Annotated in this window: 27 protein-coding genes; 10 read left to right on the top strand and 17 right to left on the bottom strand. The window is 59.3% G+C overall.

Annotated features, from left to right (window positions below):
• Nucleotides 1-11 precede the first annotated feature (11 nt).
• Nucleotides 12-824 carry a prolipoprotein diacylglyceryl transferase gene (lgt, locus tag F3H58_RS02220; RefSeq protein ID WP_174039662.1) on the bottom strand — a complete coding sequence of 271 codons (813 nt, stop codon included), beginning with the start codon at nucleotides 822-824 and terminating at the stop codon, nucleotides 12-14.
• Between the two features lie 308 nt (nucleotides 825-1132).
• On the opposite strand from lgt, the gene F3H58_RS02210 reads away from it, so the two are divergent.
• From F3H58_RS02210 to F3H58_RS02195, 4 genes are all read left to right on the top strand, one after another.
• The gene (locus F3H58_RS02210; protein ID WP_003522871.1) at nucleotides 1133-1396 is read left to right on the top strand and encodes an accessory factor UbiK family protein; all 264 of its coding nucleotides are present in this window, start codon (nucleotides 1133-1135) and stop codon (nucleotides 1394-1396) included.
• Nucleotides 1397-1824: 428 nt separating this feature from the next.
• Entirely contained in the window at nucleotides 1825-2325 is a 501-nt protein-coding gene (locus F3H58_RS02205) for a type III secretion system chaperone family protein (protein ID WP_003522870.1), read from the top strand.
• 1 nt (nucleotide 2326) lies between these two features.
• Nucleotides 2327-3145, top strand: coding sequence for a pyrroline-5-carboxylate reductase (proC, locus tag F3H58_RS02200; protein WP_125145549.1), 819 nt, complete (start codon nucleotides 2327-2329; stop codon nucleotides 3143-3145).
• 11 nt (nucleotides 3146-3156) lie between these two features.
• The gene (locus F3H58_RS02195) at nucleotides 3157-3498 is read left to right on the top strand and encodes a tRNA-binding protein (protein ID WP_149741054.1); all 342 of its coding nucleotides are present in this window, start codon (nucleotides 3157-3159) and stop codon (nucleotides 3496-3498) included.
• 70 nt (nucleotides 3499-3568) lie between these two features.
• Here F3H58_RS02195 and F3H58_RS02190 read toward each other — a convergent pair whose 3' ends face one another.
• The 4 genes from F3H58_RS02190 to F3H58_RS02170 all read right to left on the bottom strand — a co-directional run bounded on the left by F3H58_RS02190 (nucleotide 3569) and on the right by F3H58_RS02170 (nucleotide 7043).
• Nucleotides 3569-4948 carry an ATP-binding protein gene (locus F3H58_RS02190; RefSeq protein WP_149741053.1) on the bottom strand — a complete coding sequence of 460 codons (1380 nt, stop codon included), beginning with the start codon at nucleotides 4946-4948 and terminating at the stop codon, nucleotides 3569-3571.
• Nucleotides 4949-4979: 31 nt separating this feature from the next.
• Nucleotides 4980-5693: a response regulator gene (locus F3H58_RS02185; protein WP_003522866.1), complete on the bottom strand. Its 714-nt coding sequence runs from the start codon at nucleotides 5691-5693 to the stop codon at nucleotides 4980-4982.
• Nucleotides 5694-5695: 2 nt separating this feature from the next.
• Nucleotides 5696-6202 (bottom strand): MarR family winged helix-turn-helix transcriptional regulator, encoded by a 507-nt coding sequence (locus F3H58_RS02180; RefSeq protein WP_031234081.1) that lies wholly within the window; start codon nucleotides 6200-6202, stop codon nucleotides 5696-5698.
• A gap of 241 nt (nucleotides 6203-6443) precedes the next feature.
• A complete protein-coding gene (locus F3H58_RS02170) occupies nucleotides 6444-7043 on the bottom strand; it encodes a DUF1236 domain-containing protein (protein ID WP_065655730.1) in 600 nt (199 codons plus the stop codon).
• 230 nt (nucleotides 7044-7273) lie between these two features.
• Here F3H58_RS02170 and F3H58_RS02165 point away from each other — a divergent pair, with 230 nt between their 5' ends.
• Nucleotides 7274-7918: an MBL fold metallo-hydrolase gene (locus tag F3H58_RS02165; RefSeq protein WP_003522863.1), complete on the top strand. Its 645-nt coding sequence runs from the start codon at nucleotides 7274-7276 to the stop codon at nucleotides 7916-7918.
• A 145-nt stretch (nucleotides 7919-8063) separates the two neighbouring features.
• On the opposite strand, the gene F3H58_RS02160 is transcribed toward F3H58_RS02165, so the two are convergent.
• The 4 genes from F3H58_RS02160 to F3H58_RS02140 all read right to left on the bottom strand — a co-directional run bounded on the left by F3H58_RS02160 (nucleotide 8064) and on the right by F3H58_RS02140 (nucleotide 11161).
• Nucleotides 8064-8279: a cold-shock protein gene (locus F3H58_RS02160; protein ID WP_003494703.1), complete on the bottom strand. Its 216-nt coding sequence runs from the start codon at nucleotides 8277-8279 to the stop codon at nucleotides 8064-8066.
• A gap of 444 nt (nucleotides 8280-8723) precedes the next feature.
• On the bottom strand, nucleotides 8724-9626 hold the full coding sequence (locus F3H58_RS02150) for a DMT family transporter (RefSeq protein WP_149741052.1): 903 nt from the start codon (nucleotides 9624-9626) through the stop codon (nucleotides 8724-8726).
• Between the two features lie 150 nt (nucleotides 9627-9776).
• Nucleotides 9777-10088, bottom strand: a complete 312-nt coding sequence (locus F3H58_RS02145; RefSeq protein WP_149741051.1) for a hypothetical protein — start codon at nucleotides 10086-10088, stop codon at nucleotides 9777-9779.
• A gap of 146 nt (nucleotides 10089-10234) precedes the next feature.
• Complete coding sequence (locus tag F3H58_RS02140; protein WP_149741050.1) at nucleotides 10235-11161, bottom strand: EAL domain-containing protein; 927 nt, start codon at nucleotides 11159-11161, stop codon at nucleotides 10235-10237.
• Nucleotides 11162-11372: 211 nt separating this feature from the next.
• Here F3H58_RS02140 and F3H58_RS02135 point away from each other — a divergent pair, with 211 nt between their 5' ends.
• Nucleotides 11373-12575, top strand: coding sequence for a pyridoxal phosphate-dependent aminotransferase (locus F3H58_RS02135; RefSeq protein WP_003522859.1), 1203 nt, complete (start codon nucleotides 11373-11375; stop codon nucleotides 12573-12575).
• 58 nt (nucleotides 12576-12633) lie between these two features.
• Here the strand turns inward: F3H58_RS02135 and F3H58_RS02130 are convergent, their stop codons facing one another.
• Nucleotides 12634-13740 carry a calcium:cation antiporter gene (locus F3H58_RS02130; protein ID WP_149741049.1) on the bottom strand — a complete coding sequence of 369 codons (1107 nt, stop codon included), beginning with the start codon at nucleotides 13738-13740 and terminating at the stop codon, nucleotides 12634-12636.
• Between the two features lie 194 nt (nucleotides 13741-13934).
• On the opposite strand from F3H58_RS02130, the gene F3H58_RS02120 reads away from it, so the two are divergent.
• The gene (locus F3H58_RS02120) at nucleotides 13935-14201 is read left to right on the top strand and encodes a DUF2188 domain-containing protein (RefSeq protein ID WP_003522857.1); all 267 of its coding nucleotides are present in this window, start codon (nucleotides 13935-13937) and stop codon (nucleotides 14199-14201) included.
• Between the two features lie 109 nt (nucleotides 14202-14310).
• Here the strand turns inward: F3H58_RS02120 and F3H58_RS02115 are convergent, their stop codons facing one another.
• The gene (locus F3H58_RS02115) at nucleotides 14311-15255 is read right to left on the bottom strand and encodes a LysR family transcriptional regulator (protein ID WP_149741048.1); all 945 of its coding nucleotides are present in this window, start codon (nucleotides 15253-15255) and stop codon (nucleotides 14311-14313) included.
• 89 nt (nucleotides 15256-15344) lie between these two features.
• Here F3H58_RS02115 and F3H58_RS02110 point away from each other — a divergent pair, with 89 nt between their 5' ends.
• Together F3H58_RS02110 and F3H58_RS02105 are read left to right on the top strand one after the other, a co-directional pair.
• Nucleotides 15345-16382 carry an NAD-dependent epimerase/dehydratase family protein gene (locus F3H58_RS02110; RefSeq protein WP_149741047.1) on the top strand — a complete coding sequence of 346 codons (1038 nt, stop codon included), beginning with the start codon at nucleotides 15345-15347 and terminating at the stop codon, nucleotides 16380-16382.
• On the top strand, nucleotides 16382-16771 hold the full coding sequence (locus tag F3H58_RS02105; RefSeq protein WP_149741046.1) for a DUF6220 domain-containing protein: 390 nt from the start codon (nucleotides 16382-16384) through the stop codon (nucleotides 16769-16771). Before F3H58_RS02110 ends, F3H58_RS02105 begins: the two co-directional genes overlap by 1 nt.
• 53 nt (nucleotides 16772-16824) lie before the next feature.
• Here the strand turns inward: F3H58_RS02105 and F3H58_RS02100 are convergent, their stop codons facing one another.
• From F3H58_RS02100 to trxB, 4 genes are all read right to left on the bottom strand, one after another.
• Nucleotides 16825-17937, bottom strand: coding sequence for an alkene reductase (locus F3H58_RS02100; protein ID WP_065655738.1), 1113 nt, complete (start codon nucleotides 17935-17937; stop codon nucleotides 16825-16827).
• A 127-nt stretch (nucleotides 17938-18064) separates the two neighbouring features.
• Nucleotides 18065-18355: an ArsR/SmtB family transcription factor gene (locus F3H58_RS02095; protein WP_003522852.1), complete on the bottom strand. Its 291-nt coding sequence runs from the start codon at nucleotides 18353-18355 to the stop codon at nucleotides 18065-18067.
• 599 nt (nucleotides 18356-18954) lie between these two features.
• Complete coding sequence (locus F3H58_RS02090; RefSeq protein WP_020011327.1) at nucleotides 18955-19851, bottom strand: LysR family transcriptional regulator VtlR; 897 nt, start codon at nucleotides 19849-19851, stop codon at nucleotides 18955-18957.
• Between the two features lie 24 nt (nucleotides 19852-19875).
• Entirely contained in the window at nucleotides 19876-20850 is a 975-nt protein-coding gene (trxB, locus tag F3H58_RS02085) for a thioredoxin-disulfide reductase (protein WP_003522850.1), read from the bottom strand.
• Nucleotides 20851-21117: 267 nt separating this feature from the next.
• Here trxB and F3H58_RS02080 point away from each other — a divergent pair, with 267 nt between their 5' ends.
• On the top strand, nucleotides 21118-21585 hold the full coding sequence (locus F3H58_RS02080; RefSeq protein ID WP_020811379.1) for an Lrp/AsnC family transcriptional regulator: 468 nt from the start codon (nucleotides 21118-21120) through the stop codon (nucleotides 21583-21585).
• A 25-nt stretch (nucleotides 21586-21610) separates the two neighbouring features.
• Here F3H58_RS02080 and F3H58_RS02075 read toward each other — a convergent pair whose 3' ends face one another.
• Nucleotides 21611-22666, bottom strand: coding sequence for a glycosyltransferase family 4 protein (locus F3H58_RS02075; protein ID WP_149741045.1), 1056 nt, complete (start codon nucleotides 22664-22666; stop codon nucleotides 21611-21613).
• Nucleotides 22667-22756: 90 nt separating this feature from the next.
• On the bottom strand, nucleotides 22757-23233 hold the full coding sequence (gene greA, locus F3H58_RS02070; protein WP_003522847.1) for a transcription elongation factor GreA: 477 nt from the start codon (nucleotides 23231-23233) through the stop codon (nucleotides 22757-22759).
• Between the last annotated feature and the right edge of the window lie 217 nt (nucleotides 23234-23450).

Raw genomic sequence — 23450 nt, 5'->3', positions numbered from 1 at the left:
GGTCATACCGTTCAGGCGCTTTTAGCCGCGCTGCGCGCCCGCAGAACCGCCCAGAGGCCGAGGGCGAACATCGGCGTGGAGAGCACCATCCCCATGGTCAGCCAGTTGCCGGCGAGATAGCCGATCTGGGCGTCCGGCTCGCGGAAGAACTCCACGAAGATGCGCGACAGCGCGTAACCGCAGACGAAGATACCGGTGACGACGCCGGGCGTCTTCAGCGCCCTGAATGCATAGATGGCGATTGCAAGAACGATGACGAGCACGAGGCCTTCGAGACCGGCTTCATAAAGCTGGCTCGGGTGCCGCGCGAAGGGGCCGCCGGTCGGGAAGACGACCGCCCACGGCACGTCGGCGATGCGCCCCCACAATTCGCCGTTGATGAAATTGGCGATGCGCCCAAACAGCAGGCCAATGGGTGCTACGGCCGCGACGATGTCGAACATGCTCCAGACCGGAATGCCGTTCTTGCGGGCGAAGAGGATCATGGCGATGGTGGTGCCGATCAGCCCGCCATGGAACGACATGCCGCCGTTCCATATCTCGATTGCCCTGATGGGATTGGCGGCGACCGCGGCGAGATCGTAAAACAGGATGTAGCCGATGCGCCCGCCGAGTACGATGCCGCCGGCTGCCCAGAGGATGAAATCGTCAAGATGCTGCGCCGAAATCGGCGACGTCTCGTTCGGCCACAGGCGGTCCGTGCGGGCGAGGCGGCGGGCATAAAACCAGCCGAGCATGATGCCCGCGACATAGGCGATGCCGTACCAGTGGATCGAGAGCGGGCCGAGGGACAGCGCTACCGGATCGATATTGGGGAAGGGCATGATGGCGAGTTGGGTGGGAGCGGCTAACAATCCGTATATTCCGTCATCGTTGCGGGGCGGACAACGGAACGAGCCATTGCCTCAAGGGGCCGGGCGATGATGCTCACCGGTCTCCCTGACGCCAAGGAAAATGGCGATTGCGATGGCGGCGGTCAAGGTGATTCTTCAAGCTGCGGCTTAAGATAGCAAAGGCCATGCAAGCTCTTGCGATTTTTCGATTTCGCTTGCAAGGCGGCGATGGAGTGCCTACCTGAAGGCTAGCAACAGCGGGCAAGACGATGCCCCTGAACCGACGAAGGATGAGCGCCATGAGCACGACAGGCACCAACCGTTTTCTGGATGAATTCGCCAAGCTGATGACCGATGCGGCCGGCGCAGCGCAGGGTGTGCGCAAGGAAGCCGAAGCAGCTTTTCACGCCCAAGCGGATCGCTGGCTGAACAGTCTGGACGTCGTCCGGCGCGAGGAATTCGATGCCGTTCGCGAAATGGCCATTCAAGCGCGTGATGAAAACGACGCGCTGCGTGCCCGTATCGAGGCTCTGGAAGCGAAGCTTTCCGCCGCCAAGGACTGATTTTTGAACGCTTTTTTCGATGGGTCCCGGATCGCTTGCGATTCCGGGACTTTTTGTTTTCGGCCCATTCCGCCCGAAATGACTCCCGGTTGTTAAAAACATCCCTCCTGCGCGAATTTTTTGGGGCCTGTGGACACTTCCAAAAAACGCAATCGGCAGAGTCGCTTATGTATCTCGCCTGAGGTGATGGGGGAGGAGATATCCACTGTTCAAAAAGCAAAAATGGCGGGGAAGGGGTGGCAGCAGGACTCGGCCATTATACACTGATTTTAAATGATGATTCGAAAAGACCTGGTAAGCTCCAGACAGGGTGAATGCGTAATTCTGGTGGTGTCGGGCAATCGTCTCAAATGTTTATCCCGGTTTGTATGTGCGTTTTGTGCCCGGCGTTCAAAACAGGACATTCCTACCGGCTGAGAAGGTGCCGCATGAGTCTGATAGAATTTGAAATTGAGCGTCAGTCCAATCCCGTGGACATGATCGAGATCGTCGCGGCCTCGAACGACTGGTCGTTCGAACGTTCGGGCGAAGATGAGATCGCCATGACCGTCGCCGGTCACTGGGCCGACTATCACGTTTCCTTTTCATGGATGGAAGAGTTCGAGGCGCTGCATCTTGCCTGCGCCTTCGACATCAAGGTGCCGGACCAGCGCGTCAACGAAGTCATTCGTCTGCTATCCCAAGTCAACGGTCAGGTGCTGATGGGGCATTTCGATCTGTGGCGGCAGGAAGATGTGGTGATCTTCCGCCAGTCCCTGCTTCTGGCGGGCGGCGCCGAACCGAACAACCAGCAGGTGGAAGTGCTGCTTTCCAGCGCGCTGGAGGCCTGCGAACAATATTATCAGGCATTCCAGTTCGTCGTCTGGTCGGGACTGGATGCGAAAAGTGCAATCGAAGCGGTCATGTTCGAGACCGTCGGAGAAGCGTAAGATGGTATATAAGGCTTCCGGGCCGCTCGTCCTGGTGGGCGCCGGCAATATGGGCGGCGCTCTGCTTTCAGGCTGGCTGAAAAAGGGCGTGCCGGGATCGCAGGTCATCGTCATCGATCCGCGCCCTTCCGACGCCATGCGGACGACGATTGCGGAAGCCGGAGCCACCCATAGCGAAAGCGTGCCCGAGGGTGTGAAGGCCGGTATTCTTTTCGTGGCGGTGAAGCCGCAGATGATGGAAGCCGTACTACCCTCACTGAAACCCCTGCTGGGCCCGAATACGGTCGTCGTTTCCATTGCGGCGGGCACCACCATCGGCACGTTCGTTTCGCATTTCGGCAAGGTTGCCGCCGTGCGTGCCATGCCCAACACACCGGCCATGGTCGGCCGCGGCGTAACGGGGGCCTATGCCAACGAGCTAGTGACGCCGGAGCTTAAAACGGTGGTGGACGGGCTGCTGAAAGTCAGCGGCCCGGTCGAATGGGTGGATGCCGAAAGCGATATCGACGCGGTGACCGCGGTTTCGGGAAGTGGCCCGGCCTATGTCTTCTATCTTGTGGAATGCATGGCCGAAGCCGGCCGCAAGGCCGGTCTGCCCGCGGATGTGGCCATGCGTCTGGCGCGCGAGACCGTGGCCGGCGCCGGCGAGCTGCTGCATCAATCCTCCGACGAGGCGGCGCGCCTGCGCCAGAATGTGACCTCGCCGGGCGGCACCACGGCTGCGGCGCTGTCCGTGCTGATGGCCGAAGACGGCATGCAGCCCCTGTTCGATAGGGCGGTCGCTGCCGCGAAAACGCGCGCCGAAGAGCTGGCGGGCTGAAGGGGCGGGCCATGAGCGGTGAAATTTCCTATGCCGATTTCGAAAAGGTCGATATTCGCGTCGGCACCATCATTGAGGCCGAGCCTTTTCCTGAGGCGCGCAAGCCTGCTTTCAAGGTGAAGATCGATTTCGGGCCGGAGATCGGCGTCAAGAAATCTTCGGCGCAGATCACGGTGCATTATACGCTGGAAAGCCTTGTCGGCCGGCAGGTTCTGGGCGTGGTGAATTTTCCGCCGCGCCAGATCGGCCCTTTCCGGTCCGAGGTCCTGACGCTCGGTTTTGCCGATGCCAATGGCGATATCGTGCTTGCCGCCGTTGAACGGCTAGTGCCGAACGGCGAGAAAATGTGCTGATGGAACACGACGGCTCAGTGCCGGAGTGACGGAAACCGCAAGTCCGTGACACACTTTTCGATCCGGTGTTTTAAGCCGGAATTTTGACGATTACCCGCAATCCACCCATCGGGCTTTCATCGAGCGTCACATCGCCGCCATGGCTGCGGGCGATATCGCGAACGATGGAAAGGCCAAGGCCAGTGCCCGAAGCATTGAGGTTGCGCGCCTCGTCCAGCCGGAAGAACGGCTTGAACACATCCTCGCGTGAGTTCTCCGGAATGCCCGGCCCGTCATCGTCAAAGGTCATGATGATGGAGCGTGGCGCCTTGCGGATATCGATGTGGAGATTGCTGGCGTAGCGCCGCGCATTTTCAGCCAGATTGGCGACGAGCCGGGACAGTGCGTTCGGCCGCGCGATGATCCGCTCGATATTATAAAGCTCGTAGCTGAATTTCTTGCCGTGCAGCTCGAAATCATGGCCGATTTTTTCAAGAAGGGCCGGAAGCTCCAGCGTGCCGACATCCTCTTCGACATCGGTACGGGCAAAGGTCAGATAGGCCTCCAGCATCGACTGCATGTCCTCGACATCCTTGTCGAGCCCCTCGAGGTCGGGATTGTCGCCCGCGAGCGCCAGTTGCAGCTTGAAGCGGGTGAGGATGGTGCGCAGGTCGTGGCTGACGCCGTTCAGCATGGCGGTGCGCTGCTCCATCTGCCGCTCGATACGCTCGCGCATCAGGATGAAGGCGAGGCCGGCGCGCCGCACCTCATCCGCACCGCGCGGGGAATAGCCGCTGATCTTCTGGCCCTTGCCGAAGTTTTCCGCCGCCTTGGCGAGCGCTTCGATGGGTTTGATCTGCCCGCGCAGGAAGAGGATGGAGATGGCGATCAGCACCAGTGACGCCCCGACCATCCAGACAAGGAAGATATGGGTGTTGGAGGCATAGGCCGCGCTGCGGCTGGTAAAGACGCGCAGTGTCTTGTCTTCCAGCTGGACGCGGATTTCGACCAATGAACCATTGCCATAGGTGTCGATCCAGAACGGTCGGCCGATCTGCTGCGTTAACTGATCCGCCAGAATCCTGTCGAGGATCGAAAACAGCGGCTCAGGTCTAGGAGCAGGCAGATCCGCCTTCGGTTCGATATAGACGCTCAGACCCAGCTTGTCGCGGGCGATGCGGATGACGCGTTGATAGTCGTCTTCCTCCGGGTCCGTCTGCAGAAGTTCGATGATCGCGGCGATATCGCGCGTTACGGCGGAGGAGAGGCGTTCCGTCACGAGCTGCCAGTGGCGTTCCATGAAGACCGCCGCGACCACGCCCTGAAGCAGGATCATCGGCAGGATGATGATGAGCAGCGAACGGGTGTAGAGGCCGGTTGGCAGCCAGTGGCGCAGCCATCTGCCCGACATGCGCCAGGCCTTGGCCACGCCGCTGTTTCTGACCGTGCTGAGAAAATCGAGGCTCGCCATGGCCGTGCGTTCGCCCTTCGTTGGGTGCTCGTCAGTCCACGCTCAGGCGGTAACCGATGCCGCGCACCGTTTGCAGATAGACAGGATTGGCAGGGTCGTCCTCGATCTTGCGGCGAAGACGGTTGATCTGCACGTCGATGGTTCTTTCGCCCACTTCCGATTCCGCTTCCACCAGCTCATGGCGGGGAATGGTATCGCCGGCGCGCAGCGCAAAAAGCAGCATGATCTCCTGCTCGCGATCCGTCAGGCGGATCGTTTCGGGACCGCGCCGCAATTCCTTTTTGGGGATGGAGAAGCTGTAGGGCCCGAACATGATCTGTTCGATCTTGGGCGTATCGGGCGAGGTATTGCGCCGCAGGATGTTGTTGATGCGCAGCACGAGCTCGCGCGGGTCGAAGGGTTTGGCGAGATAATCATCCGCTCCCGCTTCCAGCCCGGCGATGCGCGAATCCGCTTCCGAGCGGGCGGTCAGAAGGATGACCGGCACGGATTTGTCCTCGTTCAGCGAGCGGGTCAGCGAAAGTCCGTTTTCGCCGGGCATCATCACGTCGAGGATGAGCAGATCGAAACGTATGCCCACCATTTTGCGCCGTGCTTCGGCGGCATCGGCCGCCACGGAGATGCGATAGCCCTTGTCGCCCAGAAAGCGCTGCAGAAGATCGCGGATGCGGGCATCGTCGTCGACGATCAGGAGGTGGGCGGCATCGTCATCCGCCGGTGGACGTTTGGTCGGTGCTGTCGCCATCGTCACTCGTCCTCCACGGTGGTGGTCGTCGTCGGGCTGCGCATCTGCGCCAGGAATTTGCGCACGCAGGCGCGGGCGTCCGGCCCGAGACCTTCCAACGCGCGGTCGATGCGGCGCGACTGCGGCTCGCTCAGCGCCAGCGCCAGTTCACGGCCCGTCAGCGTGGGGTAAAGCCTGCGCTGGCGGCGGTCTTCCGGGCCTGCCATCTGGCGAATGTAACCGTCATCGATCAATTGCTTCAGCACACGGGCAAGGCTCTGCTTGGTAATCTGCAGCGTATCGAGCAGATCCGCCACCGTCATGCCCGGCTGCCGGCTGACGAAATAGACCACCCGGTGATGCGCCCGCCCATATTCCAGTTTCGACAGAATGACATCGGGATCGGAGACGAAATCGCGATAGGCGAAAAACAGCGCCTCGATCGTGTCGAAGTCGATCTTGCCGTCGTCAACCTTCGGGAGTGCCGGTGTCTGCCTGGCGGCTGCGGTTTTGAGCGATTGCGGTGGCACTGCGGTTCCTTCATATTCTGCGGCTGTCTGATCATAGGCTGACAGGCGTCGATGCGCCAATATTCTGTAAACATAGCCGAAAATGCGTCCGCTCGGGAGAATGCCGCGATCATTTTCTGTTGCGGTGGATAATATGGCGCGGGTGCGGGTGCAACTGGAATCCTGAGTGGCCTTTACCGGAAATAAAAAAGAGCGCGGAAACTCCGCGCTCTTCATCCGTCTATTTATGTGCGCCGTGCGTTTACTGATAGACGTAAACGATCCGTCGCGTCGAAGGTTCGACCAGAACCGGCACGTCGTTCACCCGGACATAACGATATTGATAGTCCGGAATTTCGACGAGACGTGTATCCGACGGCAACACGCTGCCGACGGCTATGTCGCCGTCATAGGTGACGGTGTCTGCGGGATGTTCGTCAATGTAGGTGATCACCGATTGCGGCGGATCAACCTCGCCGACGCGGCCGAGGTTCGGATCGCCGGGATTGGGTTCTGCCTGCACGCTCGAGGTCGTTTCATAGGTCACGACTGGTACGCTGAGTTCCGAGCGGCGCTGTTCGAGAATGACCGGAGAGCCCTCATACATGACATTCAGATAATCGGCGTGGGCCCAGCCGCGCAGGCCGTTGACTTCGATCCGGCACCAGCTGCTGCCTTCCATGCAGCCATCCAGAACCGCATTGCTGCCGCGGGTGGCCAGTCCCACTTCGGGATAGTCTTCACCGGGGCCTGAGCGAACGGAAATATCCGATGCGGTGGTGGCGACCATGGCGGCGTTCGCGAAACCGGCCATCAAGGCGAAGGCGCCGCCAGCCATGAGCATTTTAAGCGTCTTGTCCATGTGTCTCACTCCTTTCAAGACTGGACCTAGAACGTCGAAACCATCGGGGCGTTCCACATTTTTTGCCGGCAATTCCCGCCATCAGCCGAGGATTTATTGCTACCTTACTGTTTCTAATTATATTTTAGACTGTTTCAGTCGCCGGAAGTCGGCGTCTTTTCCGCCGCCATTGTGCCGCACCCGGTCGCGGGCTATAGGAGGCTGGAGCTTTCAGACAGGAGATACAGGATATGGGAAAATTGCAGGCGGGCATTATTCCGGTCACGCCATTCGAGCAGAATTGCACCATCCTGTTCGATCAGGACACCAAGGAAGGTGTCGTCGTCGATCCCGGTGGGGATGTGGACGTCATTCTCCAGGTCGTGTCTGAAAACGGCATCACGCTGAAGGAAATCTGGCTGACGCACGGGCATCTCGATCATGCCGGCGGTGCCGATGAACTGCGAGAAAAGCTGTCGCTGCCGGTCATCGGGCCGCATGAGGACGACCGGCCCTTGCTCGAAAGGGTTGAGGCGCAGGCTGAAAAATACGGCATTAGCGGTCTTCGGAACGTTGCGCCTGACAAATGGCTGAAGGACGGCGACAGGGTATCATTCGGGGACCATGTCTTCGAAGTCTATCATTGCCCGGGCCATGCGCCCGGCCACGTGATATATTACAACCGCGACCAGAACTTCGCCCATGTCGGCGACGTGCTGTTTTCGGGATCGGTGGGGCGCACGGACCTGCCGGGCGGAAACCACGAGCAATTGATGGCGTCCATTCGCGACAAGCTTTTGCCGCTGGGTGACGATGTCGGTTTCATCTGCGGCCATGGCCCGGGTGGACGGCTGGGCGAGGAACGGCTCACCAACCCCTATCTCAAGGGGCTCTGAGCGCCGGCCCATTAGAGTTTTTCCGCATTTCCAGACGGAAAACCGCATTCCACTTTTCCTGAAAATGCCCTAAGGCCTGCGGGACCGCACAAAAAAACCCGGCATTCCTGCCGGGCTTCAACTAGAAAAGAAAGCCGTTTTAGGGTCAGCCAGCAATCTGCAGATTGACTGCCTTCGGCCCCTTGCCGCGACGATCCGGTTCCGTGTCGAAGCTCACTTTCTGATTTTCTGAAAGTCCGGACAGGCCAGAAGCCTGTACGGCAGAGATGTGAACAAAGATATCAGCGCCACCATTGTCTGGCTTGATGAAGCCAAAGCCTTTGTCTGTATTGAAGAATTTTACGGTGCCAGTTTCGGCCATGCATCAGGTCCTTTTCGCTCTGCCCGCGTTCAGCTACAGGCAGCATTACAGTTTTGCCCCGCGTGGGCGTTGGCAGGCAGTTTTTGACTATTGAGAAAATGGACCTTCGCAGCGGGAAGTAATGGCGTTCTCATCCAACGTTTTTCGTCCCACCGCCCGAGGTTTATAGCGTCCCCAGTGCGCAAAATTATAGGCCTTCCCATGCTCGCAAATTGCCCGAACCGCGGTAGAGTGATGCGTTTATCGAAAATTGGCAAGCAAAAGTTTTCACGGGCTTTTTGTCAGATAAAAAACCTGCGGTAGAATAACATTGCGCGATCGCATATTTTTTCCGCAGAAGCGACAGTTGATGAAATAATTGCCGTTTACCGCAGGATTTCACGGCAAAATTTGAATGCGCTATCTGGATTTATGGCGGAACGAGAAAAATAAGTTCTTTTTGCGTCAGGCCGCTCCGGCCATGGATTTTTGCCGTTTGCGCGTCAATTCCGGCACCAGTTCCACGATCAGGATCGCGACGAATATGATCAGGCAGCCGATATAGCCGGCGCTTGAAATGGTTTCCTTCAGGAACACCGAAGCCAGCAAAGCGCCGAAAAGCGCTTCCGAGGACAGGAATATCGCGGCCTGCGGGGCGGTGGTGTAACGCTGGCCGATGACCTGCAAAACGAAGGCGAGGCCGGAGGAGACGAGGCCGACATAGAGGATTTCCGCCAGCGACGCCTCGATGGAGGCCATGCTGATCGGTTCGAACACGACGCCGATCATGCAACTAAGAAGGGAGCAAACGGCGAACTGGGTGCAGGAAAGCGCCAGCGGCCTTCCGCTTTCGGAGACGAAGCGTCCGGCCAGCGTGATCTGGCTCGCCCAGAAGAAGGCGCAGATGATGCTGAGAATATCGCCCGTGGTCAGTGCCTCGAATGCGCCGCCGGAGAGCAGGAATATGCCGCCCAGCATCATCAGCGCGCATGGCCAGACGATCCAGTGGGGATGACGGCGGTAAAGCACGACGGCGATCACGGGTACGAAGATGACGTAAAGCCCGGTCAGGAAGCTGGAATTGGTGACGGTCGTGGTCAGGAGCCCGACCTGCTGGGTGGTGGCGCCGCCGAACAGGGCCAGACCCACGAGGATGAAGCTGCCGATTTCGCGCCGGCGCGGCGGCGATTTCAGCGACCATGTTTCCATGAGCGCGAAGGGCAGCACGGCGATGGCGGCGATGGCGAAACGCAGGCCGACGAACCAGAACGGGCCGATAGAGGCCATGGCGGAGGATTGCGCAACGAAGCCGCCTCCCCAGATTGCTGCGGCGAGCAGAAGCAGCATATTGGCCTGAATACGCGTCATTATTGGCACCAGCACGGCAGGGCCGGAAGATCACTCAGTCGCGGCCGTGGCAAACAGGGGATTTTTGAAATATCGATCCGCGATGCGGATGACTGTTTCCGGGTGCTTTAGCAGCAACCTGCCGATGCCGCAAGTCGAGGGAAGGGCCGCTTATTTGTAGCGGCGGGCCTCGTCCTTCAGGCTGCGCCGGGTGAGCGTCAGGCCGCCAATGCCGAGGCCGATGAAGGCCGCGGCCGAAAGGACGATGAGCAGGACGTGGGGACCCGCTTTCGTCGTCGCCGCCACCTGCGGAATGGCGGAAGTATGCAGCGTATCGACCGCCTGAGCAGCCGCATTGGCCGAGGTTGCGATGCCGGCGGCCATGGTGACGATGACAAGAAAAGCCGCAACGGCCATCCAGAGGGAAAACAGCGTTCTCTGCGCCCTTAACCTTTCAACGGAAGTCCGATCGTTGGTAAACATGGCTGTCGCCTCTTGTCCCTGTTCTTAAAGGATAAAAGAGGCTTCGAAATGGACGGCTTGGAGACCGAATTCTGGCGTTCCGCGGCATTTATTGCGGCAATATTGTGGCAAAGCCGGTTAGGAGAGCCGTTTGGCCGGATTTGGCGTCAGAGGCCGCGTTTTCCGAAGGTTCTGGTCTGGCGCAGCGGGTGCGGATCGGCGGGGCGTTCTTCCCGGAAAAATGCCGGTGGCGCAGGGCCTCTTTCGGCCCTTGACGAGGCAAAATATTCATTGCCGAGTTCCGGGAAACGTGTGTCAAAACTGGTCGGGGCAAGTTCTGGCTTTGCCAGCACGTAGCCCTGCATCAACAGGACGCCGAGTTCTTCGCACAGATCGACCTGCCATGCGGCTTCCAGCCCTTCGAAGACCGGCTCTATGCCATCGGCGCGAAACTGGCTGACGATGACGCGCAGAAGGGCAGCACCCGCCGAATTCTGCATGAAATCGCGCACCCAGCCGGCTTCGAATTTCACATAGTCCGGTTTGATGAGCTTCACCCGGTCGATGTCGGAATCGCCCGCGCCATAGTCATCGAGCGCCACGCGAAAGCCGATATCGTGCATGTGGTAGGCGAAGTCGGCGACCATCTGCGTGTCGGAGGCTTTTTTCTCGGAGATTTCGCAGACGATGCGATCCGCCGTCATGCCGGCCTCGTGGGCGGCAAGACGCATGCGCTCCACTTCCTGGCGCATCTTGGCCGGGGTCTGGAACAGGCCCGGATGGAAATTGACGAAGATGCGGGCGCGGGACCGGTTGAGCCTGCCGGTGTTGAGAATGTGGATCGTGCGCAGGATGCTGTCGATATTTTCGATGTCTTCCGGCGCGACGAGCGAGAAGAATTCGCCCGGCGTCACCGGCTCGCCATTGCGATGGGGACGCACCAGACCCTCGAAGGAATCGATGTCGAGGATACCGCTCGCCGTGCGGCGGAAAATGGGCTGCAGGGCCGATTTCAGGTTGAAGGTGCTATAGGCCGTGGACCATGTGCCATCGACCTCGCGGACAAGACTGGAAAAGATGCTTTTGAGCGCCATTTTTCAACCAGCTATAGAGACACGACCTCTAGGCTCGCGAATGTAGCGTATCAAGCGTTACTTCCGGGTTAAGGAAGGTTTAAATTCTGCGATGCAGCACATAAGCCGGCTTTTGACCTTGAAAGAAGGCCTGTCTTTCGACATAGAAAATGCCGCAGATGACAAGTTTTCCAACCTCTGCCGATGTCAACCCCAATAGGACCGATTAAAAATGGCCTTCCTTGCCGACATTCTCTCCCGCGTAAAGCCATCCGCCACCATCGCCGTTACCCAGAAAGCCCGTGAGCTGAAAGCGAAGGGCCGCGATGTGATCAGCCTTGGCGCCGGCGAGCCGGATTTCGATACGCCCGAAAATATCAAGGAAGCGGCCATCGACGCCATCAAGCGCGGCGAAACGAAATATACGCCGGTTTCGGGTATTCCGGAACTGCGCAAGGCCATTGCCGACAAGTTCAAGCGTGAAAACGGGCTGGACTACAAGCCGGAGCAGACGATTGTCGGCACGGGCGGCAAGCAGATCCTTTTCAACGCCTTCATGGCCACGCTGAACCCGGGCGATGAAGTCATCATTCCGGCGCCCTACTGGGTCAGCTATCCGGAAATGGTGGCGATCTGCGGCGGCACGCCGGTTTTCGTCGACGCCACGCTGGAAGACAATTTCAAGCTGAAGCCGGAAGCGCTGGAAAAGGCGATCACGCCGAAGACCAAGTGGTTCGTGTTCAACTCGCCGTCCAACCCGTCGGGCGCCGCCTATTCGCATGACGAGCTGAAGGCGCTGACCGATGTGCTGGTCAAGCATCCGCATGTCTGGGTGCTGACGGACGACATGTATGAGCACCTGACCTATGGCGATTTCAAATTCGTCACGCCGGTTGAAGTCGAGCCTTCGCTCTATGACCGCACGCTGACGATGAACGGCGTCTCCAAGGCCTATGCCATGACCGGCTGGCGTATCGGTTACGCTGCCGGCCCGCTGCCGCTGATCAAGGCCATGGACATGATCCAGGGCCAGCAAACCTCGGGCGCAAGCTCGATTGCGCAATGGGCCGCTGTCGAAGCTTTGAACGGCACGCAGGATTTCATTCCGGCGAACAAGAAAATCTTCGAAGGCCGCCGTGACCTCGTCGTCTCCATGCTCAACCAGGCCAAGGGCATCAGCTGCCCGGCTCCGGAAGGCGCATTCTACGTCTATCCGTCCTGCGCCGGCCTGATCGGCAAGACCGCGCCGTCGGGCAAGGTCATCGAGACGGATACGGATTTCGTTTCCGAACTTCTGGAAGCCGAAGGCGTCGCCGTCGTGCAGGGATCGGCGTTCGGCCTCGGCCCGAACTTCCGCATTTCCTACGCCACGTCGGAAGCGCTGCTGGAAGAGGCCTGCAAGCGCATCCAGCGCTTCTGCGCCGATTGCCGCTGATCGGTTGTGATCTCAAATGAAGAAGCCCGGCAGCGATGCCGGGCTTTTTTCGTTTTGGTCAAAGCCCCAGAAACAGCAGCATGATGAAGGTGGCGAAGAGAATGAAATGCGTCATTCCTTCGATCGCGTTGGTCTCGCCGTCATTGAGATTGATGGCGGCGGCGATAAGGGTAATGAAGACCATGACGGTCTGAACCGGCGTCATCGCCATGATGAAAGGCTGGCCGGTATAAAGCGCGATACCTTCCATGACGGGCACGGTGAGGATGACCGTCGACAGGGATGCGCCCATGGCGATATTGACCACGGCCTGCATGCGGTTTCGCAAGGCGGACCGGAGCGCGGTGAGGATTTCCGGCGATGCCGAGATCGTCGCCACCACCACCGCCATCAGCGCCGGCGGAGCGCTGGTGCCCTCGAGGCTTTCGCTTAAGAAGGCCGACATGAATTCCGCCAGCACACCGATCAGCACCACGCCGGCGATGATGAGGCCGATGGAAAGCGGTACGCTGCCTTCGTCCTCCTCTTCCGCATGGCCGTCCGATGCCTGGCCGGCCGGATGCGCCTTGCGGGGATAGGCATAACTGAAGAAGTAGCTGTGCGGGCCGACCTGCATTTTGAGGAACAGGGCATAAAGCGCGATCATCGCGACGATGGTGAAGGCGGAGTAGACATGCCAGCTTTCATTGGGGATGAATTCCGGCACGATCATCGAAATACCCATGGCGGTGAGGATCATCACGCCATAGGTCTTGCCGGAATCGTCATTATAGGGCTGCTCCCCGTGGCGAAGACCGCCGAGCAGCGCCGCGAGACCGAGAATGCCGTTGATGTCGATCATCACGGCGGAATAGATCGTATCGCGCACCAGAGTGGGAGAACTGGATTCGCTCATGATGATGGCGAGGATCAGCACTTCCACCGCGACGGCCGACAGCGTCAGGATCATGGTGCCGTAAGGGTCGCCGACCTTGGTGGCAAGGATTTCGGCGTGATGGGCAACCCGCATCGAGACGAGAACGATGAGCCCTATCAGCACGACTGCGGCGATAAGCGCCACCGTTTTTCCGGCTTCGAATATTGCATGTTCGGCCAGATAGGCGACGATTGCCGCCGGTACCGCCAGCAGCAGCATGCGCTCCTGTTTCAGAATAGAACCCGCCATCGATTTCCCTTCCCCCTGATCGGCTCAGGCTGTGACGTATCGTCCCCCAGATCAAGCAGGATTTGCGCTTGAATGCTTTTGGTAGGATAGTGGTGTTGCAGGACATGCTGCTCATGCCGCGGTGTCCCATCGGGTGCAATGCTTGAAACGCGGTTGTGGTTGCCATGTCGCCTACCGAGGCAGGAGGACCATGCATGACCAAAGTGGTATATGAAATTGTCGAACATGACGGAGGTTTCGCCTACCGCATGAACGGCGCCTATTCCGAAACATTCCCTTCTTATGCGGATGCCGTCGAGGCTGCGCGCATCGTTGCCGCCGAACAGCAGGTGGGGGGCGATGACGAGGAAATCAGCTATCAGGATGAGAGCGGCCACTGGCATGAAGAATACAGCCAGGGCGGCGACCGGCCGGAAGCCGAGGTGGTCGACAAGACGACGCAGCAGGCCAGACCGTTTTGATCAGCGATCCGTGGATTTCCAGCAAAGCCGGGATCACTTTGCGTATTCCGCCGGTCTCTTTCGGGCGGTTGCGGATGCCGGCCTGCGTGGCATCGATGCGGGATCGGCATTAGCGCCGTTTCGGCGGGGCGCCCGGATCGGTTTCTTTAAGATGCCCCTTGAGGCCTTCGACGAGGGCGCTGAACACGGCACGACATCGCGGCGAGGTCTTGAGATTTTCATGCATCGCGACCCAGGTGTGGAGCGGGATGTCGATTTTCGGAAGAACCTGAACGAGCCGGGGGTCCTTGCGCGCCAGACCGATCTGACAGACGCCGATGCCTGCGCTGGCGCGGATCATGGCAAGCTGCGCGAGATTGCTGTCGGCGCGGATTTCAAAGGAAATTTCCTCAATATCGGGTATGTCCGGATCGAGCGAGCGCATCCGCTGGATGGCCGCCCGAATGAAAGGCGTCTTGCGGTCGAAACCGACCATCCGGTGGTGGTTCAGATCTTCCATGCTCTTCGGGGTGCCGGCTCTTGCCAGATAGTCGCGCGTCGCATGAAATCCCAGACGGAAATTGCCGATATAACGCATGACGATCGCATCCTGCTGCGGTTCGGTCATGCGAATGGCGATATCCGCCTCGCGCCTTAAAAGGTCTTCCAGCGTATCGGAAAGCGAAAGCTCGATTTCAAGCCGTGGGTGAACCTCCTGCATGGCCGTGATGATCGGCGGCAGCATTTCCACGCCGATGATATCACTTGCGCTGATGCGCACCGTGCCTTCGATCTTGCCGACTTCGCCGGAGGCCGCGCGCATGAGGGCGGCGGTCGTCGCCGCGAGATTTTCCGCATAGGGGCGGAGCGCAAGCGCGGCTTCCGTCGGCATCAAGCCGTGCGGCGAGCGGATGAACAGCGGAAAGCCGACGGCCTCTTCCAGCGCGCCGATATGACGTCCTGCCGTCGGCTGGGTGATGCCAAGCTCGCGGGCGGCGGCGGACAGTGAACCGTCGCTCAGCACGCTGAGGAAGGTTCGATAGAAATCCCAGCTGATGTCACGGTTTCTGATCATAAGATTTTGTATAGCTGCTCCACTCATTTCGATAATTTCGTATATCGCGGAACGGGACGATACTCCAGCCCACAACAAGGAGTACGGCGATGATATATGAAAACAACGCAAATACAGCGCAGAATGAACGGCCTCTGGCCCTGATTTTGGGGGTGAATGGCGGTGTCGGCAGTCAGGTCTCCAGAATGCTGCAACAACGGGGATGGCGAGTAAGGGCGATGACGCGCCAGCGGACGTCAACGGGCGCCACGGATGGCGTCGAACGTGTGACCGGGGACGCCATGAACCGGCAGGATGTGATGGATGCGGCAAAAGGCGCGAGCCTCATCGTCCATGCGGTCAATCCTCCCGGATATCGCAACTGGGAAAGCCAGGTGCTGCCGATGCTCGACAATAGCATCGCCGCCGCCGAGGCCTGCGGGGCGCGAATCGTCTTTCCGGGCAGCGTCTATAATTTCGGCCCGGACGCCTTTCCGCTTCTGACGGAAGACAGCCCGCAAAAGCCTTTTACCCGCAAGGGCGCATTGCGTATGGAGATGGAGCGGCGGCTGAAAATGGCGTCGATGCGTGGCGTGCCGGTGCTGATCGTCCGCGCCGGGGATTTCTTTGGGCCGGACGCGAGAAACAACTGGTTTTCGCAGATGCTGGTGAAACCCGGAAGACCGGTCCGGAGTGTCCGGAATCCCGCCGCGCCCTATGCTGGCCATCAATGGGCCTATCTGCCGGATGTCGCAGAGACCATTGGCCGGCTGCTGGACCGCGCAGGCGAGCTTCCGGCTTTCGCCGTCTATCACATGGAAGGTTTCTGGGATTTCGACGGGCTGCAACTGGTTGAGGCCATCGAGCGGGTTGTCGGGCATCCGGTCAGGAGGCGGCAGCTATCCTGGTCGGGCATCAAATTGGCCGCTCCCTTCGTTCCCCTGTTCCGCGAAGTGCTGGAAATGCAATATCTCTGGCAGATGCCGATCCGGATGAGCAATTGCAGGCTAACGGATTTTCTCGGAACGGAACCCAGGACACCGATCGACATTGCAGTAGCGACGACACTGGCGAGCCTCGGCTGCCTTGAGCAGAGGCCGCAGCCGTCGAGCCTTCCTTATCCGGCCGATGCCGGGGGCAGGGTGTGATGGCCACGATTGCGGATGGGATGTCGGCCCGGCGTCGCGTGTTTGCCGTGATTTCGGCAAGCGTGCCGGTGCTGATCTTCGCGCAGGTGCTGCTGGCCGGGCTGTCGATCTATTACGATGGATCGCTGCTTTCGCTGCACAAGGGGCTCGGCTTTCTGATCGCCGTTCCGATCCTGTCGCTGGCGGTTCTCGCTTCTCTATATGACGATCTGCGGCCGAATCTTGCCCGCACGCTGGTCCTGCTTGGTCTTTACTGTCTTCAGGTGGCCCTGATGAGCATCGGGCGGGAAACGGGCAATGGCTTCCTGCAGGCGCTGCATGTGCCCAACGCCTTCGTCATGGGCGCGTTTTCCGATTTTGCCGCGCGGCAGGCGCGAAGCCTGCGCTGAAAGAAAACGCCGCACTGCTTTCGGGCAGTGCGGCGTCTTTGCTTTATCCCTTGTCAGGCAAGCGCCGGATAGTCGGTGTAACCTTCGGCTCCGCCGCCATAGAAGGTCGGCTGGTTCGGCTCGTTGAGCGGCGCGTCATTTTTCAGGCGGCGCACCAGATCCGGATTGGCGATGAAGGCCTTGCCGAAGGCCACGGCATCCACCTTGCCGCTTTCGACGGCCTCGATGGCGCTCTCACGGTCGTAGCCATTATTGGCGATCCAAAGGCCCTTGCCGCCGGCATTGCGATAAGCGGCCTTGAAGGCGGCATAATCGAAAGGCTTGTCGCCCTGCTTGAAATCGCGCGGGCCGCCGGTTGCACCTTCAACGACATGGATGAAGGCGAGATTGCGCTTGCCGAGCTGTTCCACCACGTAATTATAAAGCGGCTGCGGATCGGCTTCGAAAATGTCGTTAGCGGGCGTGACCGGCGAGAGGCGAATGCCGGTACGGCCTGCGCCGATCTCTTCCGCCACCGCATCGACAACTTCGAGCAGGAAGCGGGCGCGGTTTTCGATGGAGCCGCCATAATCATCCGTGCGCTGGTTGGTGCTGGATTTCAGGAACTGCTCGATCAGGTAGCCATTGGCGGCATGGATTTCGACGCCGTCGAAACCAGCCTCCAGCGCCGCGCGCGCGCCGCTGCGGTAATCCTCAAGGATGAGGCCGATATCGTCGATGGTGAGCGCGCGGGGCTCGGAGGTTTCGGCAAAGGCGCCGGTGCCGTCATCATTGATGATATAGGTCTTCGACTTGGCCGGAATGGCGGAAGGCGCGACCGGCTGGCCGCCATGCGGCTGCAGCGAGGTGTGGGAAATGCGGCCCACATGCCAGATCTGCGCGACGATCTTGCCACCGGCAGAATGCACGCTATCCGTCACCTGTTTCCAGCCCGCGATTGCTTCCCGCTTGTAAAGGCCGGGAACGTCAGCGTAACCCTGACCCTGCTGGGAAATCGGCGTGCCTTCGGTGACGATCAGCCCGGCCGTGGCGCGCTGCTCGTAATAGGTGGCGTTGAGATTGTTGGGAATGGCGCCCGGCGAACGGTTGCGGGTGAGGGGGGCCATGACGATACGGTTGGCGAGTGCGATATCGCCGGCCTGTGCCGGTTCGAAAAGACTGGTCATGCGACTTCACTTTCTGGTCGGTTGGCGAAATTGCGCGGGGGACGCGCTGTCTTTCTGTCTGGGTGCCGGAATGAAAACCGTCTTGCGGTTTCCGGTCCGACACCCCGAGGCTCAAAGCTTGGGAGGCTCAGAGATTGGCTTGCAGATAATTGCGGAAGGCGTCGATGGTTTCCTCGTTACGTTCGAAAAACACCCATTGCCCGACCTTTTTCGACCTTATCAGGCCGGCTGCCTGCAACACCGCCAGATGCGACGAGACGGTGGATTGTGACAGGCCGCTGATCTGAAACTGGTTGGCGCATACACCCATGCTGAGGGGATGCTCCTGACAGAAGTGACTTTCCGGAGACTTCAGCCATTCCAGGAATTTCAGCCTTGCGGGGTGCGAAAGGGCTTTGAGGATTTCCTCCGGGTTCATCGGTGCTTCTTCAATATCTGGCATGTCCGATATTTATATCGGTCATTGTCGATATACAAGTCACGTCTCTGTGAGGATCGAGGGGGGCGGGCAGGCATTTCCAAAAAAGAAGGCCGCTGGATATCTCCGCGGCCTGATAAGTTTGAAGGTCAAAACCTCCAGAGGGGAACAGCTGTCGCGTGCCTGAGCAAGCGTGACAGCTGACTAAAATATGGGTGTGGGAATAATGCAAAACAAGGTTGCATCATGCGATATTTCGCCAATTCGGAGAAAATTCTTGCAGGTAAAAAAAGAGGGCCGCCGGATGGATCCAGGGCCCTTTAAGTGTGAAGGTCAAAAACCTCCAGAGGGGAACAGCTGATGCGGTGGAACTGGGAGGAAAAGCCACCGTGTGCATCAGCTGAGAGCGATATGGTGCTTTTTTGTGCACGAAACAACTCTTTTTTGTGCAGGTCAGGCATGCGCACCACGCAGCCCTCGATATTTCCGGTATATTTTATGTGCAATGCTCCCGGGCGGCGCAGGCGCGCCGCTCAGGTATCATGTCAGATAAGCTATTGAAATTTAAAGACTATAACCGAATGCCGATTATTTTAACGTCAGAAGTTCCAGTTCCGCGCCTTTGCGACGATGAAGTCGCGGAAGGCTTTCAACTTTGCAGCGTTTTTCATCTCATCGGGATAGCAGAAATAGGTATCGAAGGACGGAATATCTGCGGCGAGCGATAGCTGGATAAGGCCCGGATCGCGGCCGACGATATAATCCGGCAGGCAGGCGATGCCGATTCCCAGCAGGCAGGCGCGCTTGATCGAGGTCTGGCTGTTGATCTGCAGGTGTGGCGTACGCGTGTTGTCGGATGAGCGTCCGGCGTTCTCCAGCCAGTTGACGTCCAGCAGATAGTTGGGCGCCGGTTCGCCGAAGGAGATGATGCGGTGATTGTCGAGATCCTCTATCGACTGCGGCTCGCCATGGCGGTTGATATAGGAGGGCGCGGCGTAGACGTGCATGTGCACCGTGAACAGCTTGCGCTGAATGAGGTCCGACTGCTGCGGCTGGCGCAGGCGGATGGCGCAATCGGCGTGACGCATGTTCACGTCCAGCTCCTCATTGTCGAGGATGAGCTGGATCGACATTTCCGGATAGAGCTGCAGGAATTCCTGCACCTTGTCCGTCAGCCAGCCCTGGCCGAGGCCGACGGTGGTCGTCACGCGCAGCTTGCCGCTCGGCTTCTCCGTCGTTTCGGTGAGCTGCATCTTGACGGTTTCGAGCTTCAGCAGCACGTCATGGGCGGTGCGATACAGCAACTCGCCCTGTTCCGTGAGGATGAGACCGCGAGCGTGGCGATGGAACAGCTTGACGCCGACATCCTGCTCCAGCGCGCTGACCTGACGGCTGATGGCCGACTGGGACAAATGCAGCTTGTCGGCAGCATGGGTGAAAGACCCTGCTTCGGCTGCGGCATGAAAAATGCGCAGTTTATCCCAGTCCAATGGCATTGCCATGCCTATCCTGCCTTTCGGTTATTCCGCTGCGACAGCAAGCGGTTGATGCGCGGTGAGATAACGTTCCGCTTCCAGCGCGGCCATGCAGCCCATGCCAGCGGCGGTGATCGCCTGACGGTAGATGTCGTCGGTGACGTCGCCGGCCGCGAAAATGCCTTCCACGTCGGTTGCCGTGGAATCGGGGGCGGTCCACATGTAGCCGTTGTCTTTCAGCTTCACCTTGCCCTTGAACAGCTCGACTGCCGGCGCATGGCCGATGGCGACGAAGACGCCGTCGATGGGGAATTCGCTGATCGTGCCGGTCTTGGTGTCACGCAGCTTCACGCCGGAGACGGAAGGCGGCATTGGCGGCTTTGCGGGTGCACCGGTAATTTCGGCGATTTCCGTGTTCCAGAGAATCTTGACGTTTTCCTTGGCGAACAGCCGTTCCTGCAGGATTTTTTCCGAGCGGAAACTGTCGCGGCGGTGAACGACGGTGACCGACTTGGCGATATGGGCGAGGTACAGCGCTTCTTCCACGGCGGAGTTGCCGCCGCCGACCACGATCACATCCTTGTTGCGATAGAAAAAACCGTCGCAGGTGGCGCAGGCGGAAACGCCGAAGCCCTGGAAATGCTGCTCGCTCTCAATGCCGAGCCACTTGGCCTTGGCGCCGGTGGCGATGATCAGCGTATCGGCCGTCCAGACCTGACCGGAATCGGTCTTGACCACGAAAGGCCGTACATTGGTTTCAACCTCGGTGACGAGGTCGCTGACGATTTCCGCGCCCACATGCGTTGCCTGCTTCAGCATCTGGTCCATCAGCCACGGACCCTGGATCGGATCGGCAAAGCCCGGATAGTTCTCGACATCGGTGGTGATCATCAGCTGGCCGCCCTGTTCCATGCCGGCGATCAGCACGGGTTTCAGCATTGCGCGGGCCGCGTAGATCGCCGCGGTATAACCGGCGGGGCCGGAGCCGATGATCAATACCTTCGTGTGGCGGGCAGACATGGAAACGTTCCTTTCAATAGCGGGGCCTCTCGGTAGCAGTGACTTTCGGCACCAGAACCCTCCGGCCGCAAGACGGCGGACAGGCCGCAACCCCTTCGTTGCCCGGTATTTAAGGTTGTCTAGTGTCTTTATTCAAGGGCAGCCTTGCGTTACCAACAAGGCAGTTGTGGATGCGCGCGCAATTTTGTGACCGGGCGGTGGCATAATGTTGCGAATCCCGCGCCGAATAGTACAAGGAAGTTCTACAGCTTAACGAGGTACTCCTCCGTGACCAGCGTCGAACTCGATGCCATCGATCTGAAAATCCTGCGCGAATTGCAGCGCGACGGGCGCATGACCAATGTGGAACTGGCCGAAAGGGTCGGTATTTCCGCGCCGCCCTGCCTCCGGCGCGTCCGCAAGCTGGAAGAGGCGGGCGTGATCGAGGGTTATCACGCCATGTTGAACGCGCCGAAGCTCGGTTTCGATCTCGTCGCCTTCTGCATGGTCGGTCTCAAGCGCCAGTCGGATAGTAACCTGAAGGCTTTTGCGGCGGCAACCGCCGGCTGGTCGCTGGTGCGCCAAGCCTGGATGGTATCGGGCGAGAGCGATTTCCTGCTGCATTGCGTGGCGAAGAACCTGACCGAGTTTCAGGATTTCGTCATCGAAGTTCTGACGGCGGACGAAAATGTCGATACGGTGCGCACCATGCTCACCATCCGGCAGGTCAAGCGCGTCGGTCTGGTGGAAATCTGAGCGGAAGGCTCCGCCTTAAGACGCGTTACCCGCGCCGCAAAGCCTCATAGACGTCGCCGAGACTCGTAGCCTCTTTTTCAAGCGGAAATGTGCTGCGTACATGCGAAAGGCCGGCCTTTGCATGGTTCTCGGCCAGAGCAGGGTCGGCAAGATAGGTCCTTATCGCATCCCTGAGCGATGCATAATCACCCGCCTCGACGACTGCGCCGGTTTCACACCTGACGATCATTTCCTCATAGGCGCCGGCAGTGCTGGTGACGACGGCCGTTTCCGATGCCATGGCCTCGAGCGGCGTCAAGCCGAAACCTTCATTGCGCGACGGGGCGACATAGAGCGTCAGCCGCCGGTACCACGGCTTGATGTCGTCCACCTCACCCTGAAACACAATGCGCTCCGAAAGGCCGGCAGCCTTGACATCGGCCTCGAGTGCCTCGGCAAAAGCCTTGTGTTCCGCCGTTACCCGGCCGGAAACAATGGCTGTCCATTGCGGATGGGCGGGCAATAGCTCGATCATGGCGCGCACGAAGAGATCGGTGCCCTTCTGGTGGCGCACCCGTCCAAAGCAGCCGATGAGATATTGTCCCGGCAGGCCGCTTGCCGCGATCGTGTCTTCCGGACCGGTTGCCGGATGGAACAGGTCGGTATCGACGCCATGCATGACAACGCGATGGGGTACTTCCAGAAACGAGCCGGAGCGGGTGCTGGTCGCGACCACGGCGTCCATCTTCGAAATCAGAAACCGTGTATAGGCGGAATGCCGCCTTTGTGCGGCCGAGGTGAACAGCAGCCTCACCTTCATGCGCAGCACGTCACGCATGAAAAGACCCGGCAACATTTCGAGGTTGCGACGGGCATGCCAGATACGCGGGCCGCCCTGCGGGCCGTTTTGCCAGAGCCGCCAGAGATCGCGGAAGCGCACATGCGGCAGATGCGGCGGCAGGCCGGGGCCGATGACGGCCACCTTCTGTCCCAGCCGGTTCTGCACCGGAATAAGTTGAACGATGGTGGAGGTAACGCCGGAAAGCCTGCGTTTGAAGTTCGGCGCAAGCACCTGCACATCTTTCAGACTGACGTGGGACAAGATGGGCTTCCGTCTTTGCGGCTAATTCGGGGGATTGAAGACGTCAGGAAAAGCAATGCGCCGGCATGGGGCGCATTGCATGTGGGGGCATTAGCCCCACTGAACCGCGAGAATCTCGTAGCCCTTGGCGCCGCCAGGCGCGTTGACTTCGATGCTGTCGCCAACTTCCTTGCCGATGAGCGCGCGGGCGATGGGCGAGGAAATGGAGATGCGGCCGGCCTTCACATCGGCTTCCTGATCGCCGACGATCTGATAGGTCTTTTCCTCGTCGCTATCCTCATCCACCAGCTTGACGGTGGCGCCGAACTTGATCTTCGAGCCCGACATCTTGGAGAGATCGATGACTTCCGCACGTGCGGTCAGGTCTTCGAGTTCGGTGATGCGGCCTTCATTGTGGCTCTGTGCTTCCTTGGCAGCATGGTACTCGGCGTTTTCCGAAAGGTCGCCATGGGCGCGCGCTTCCGCAATCGCCTCGATGATACGGGGGCGTTCCTCCTGCTGGCGCCAGCGCAGCTCCTCCTGCAGCTTGACGAATCCACCCTGAGTCATCGGTACTTTTTCTACCATTTTTTTATCCTTCGCATTCCGGTCGCTTTACTTGCAGACACAAAAAGAAACAGGTTCCGGAGGGGAACTCCGGAACCATGCCAAAATCATAACTGCGCCGACTATATCAGAAGACGACATCGAAATGCCAGCAAATTTGAGGCGTACATATTTCGTAGCGTAATCAATACCTTACCTTATGTTATTGACATTTGTCTATGGAACATATAGTGAACAT

It is taken from the genome of Rhizobium sp. NFACC06-2, assembly GCF_900101425.1.
GTDB classification, from domain to species: domain Bacteria; phylum Pseudomonadota; class Alphaproteobacteria; order Rhizobiales; family Rhizobiaceae; genus Agrobacterium; species Agrobacterium leguminum.
This window is presented reverse-complemented; position numbering and strand designations above follow the sequence as displayed.